Source organism: Helicobacter cetorum, assembly GCF_900198405.1.
Taxonomy (GTDB): domain Bacteria; phylum Campylobacterota; class Campylobacteria; order Campylobacterales; family Helicobacteraceae; genus Helicobacter; species Helicobacter cetorum_C.
Window position 1 is genome coordinate 1 of record NZ_FZMR01000030.1, and the last position, 1,624, is coordinate 1,624.

Annotated in this window: 1 protein-coding gene; it reads left to right on the forward strand. The window is 33.4% G+C overall.

The window, feature by feature from the left end; translation table 11 throughout:
- Positions 1-1,624, forward strand: a 1,624-nt coding sequence (locus C6H25_RS07825; RefSeq protein WP_104748873.1) for a hypothetical protein, incomplete at both ends; no start/stop codon positions are given.

Sequence of the window (1,624 nt, forward strand, 5' to 3'; positions counted from 1 at the left end):
TTATAGCAAGTAATCATTATGCCTTAGAGAGTAATGCTAATTCAAATGTAGTTGATAGTTTGTCAAAATTAAGGAAGCAATCGTTTGAGGGGTATTTGAGAGATTATTTGGAAACACTAAAAAGTGGGTTACAAAAACAATGTGAAAATTCACAAGGCTGGTGTATTGCAAACTCAAAAGACAACATCACTTTAACAAATCTACAAACGACCGCACGAAATATTTTAAATGCCTTAAAAAATTCAAAGGATACAAATACAGATATTGCTAATATAACCCTAACAAATCAAGCTGATAATAAAACTGAGACAATACCACAAGCTTTAACTTCTATCATTAGCGAGATAGAAAAAAATACTATTGGCTCAAAAAAAGCCACAATGACTGAGGAACAAATCAAAACCAATGGTATGATAGATACAACACAATATCAAGCAGCTAAGTCCAATAGTGCCTACTTATCTCCTAGTTTTGGGATTAATGCTTTAATGCTCTTTCAAATGCTACAAGAAATAGCTAGTGGCAATCAAAATGTAAATTATGCTTATGCTTTGGGGTATGCGTATAGAAACTTCTCAAATGATATGAGAAATAATGTTTTTAATAATGTTTATACTTATGGTGGTGGTGCAACACTAGAAAAACTAATCCAATCCTTAGACCCTAATCTTATAACAATCTATAATCAGTTTGGAAATGGCTTGAAAGCTTTTTCAAAGATTTTAAATAGCCAAAATGCTATGGGAAGTGCGAGTGTTTTTGAGCTTACAGCTAGAGAGTTAGAAAAACAAATCAGTGCTTTAAGTTTTTCAAATGACCCCACAAAAGAAAAAGATAAGCAACAAGCCCTTGGTATTCTCAACCAACTTTTAACGGATATTCCCATTTATGACGCACAAACAAACAATCCCATGATGCAACTAAGTGCTTGGGCAAATGATATAGCATATTATAGCCCTATAACGGTTAGGTTTGACCCAACAACCTATCAAGTTGAAGGTGTTGTTGGTGGTGCATATTGTGGAAATGCATGCACTGATTATCAAACAAGCATAACAACCCCACAACAACTCTATCATACTATTTTAGAATGGTGGGACAATGTAGGCAATGTAGCTAACTCTCTTAACTCTCATAATCCTAAAGAAATAGGAACAGCCATTCAAAGCTTTGGTAATTTCTATAACGAACAATGGAAAAATAACCCCCATTACCAACAAGGTGGAAGTTATCCTAATAAAGACCAAATCAAGCAAATCCTTTCTAATATCAACAAAACCCTACCCACACAAGACCAAGTAAGCCAAAATACCTTTAATAGCTGGACTAATTTCTTAGCTTTACCCCCTAAACTCAACACTTATAACGAATTACAATCTTCTAAACCCATAGCCTTAGCAAGTCTAAGCACCTTAGCTAGTATGTTTAATCAAATGAATTATTTAAGCTCTCCTACGACTAAACTTATCAATAATGATAAAGACATAGAAACTAAACAACAAGGTTATATGCTAGGCTTTGGAATAAAGGGGGGATATAAACAAATGTTTGATTACTATATTAAAGGTAATCAAAAGAGTAAAAAGAAATACGGGCAATTTGGATTAAGATACTATGCTTTCTT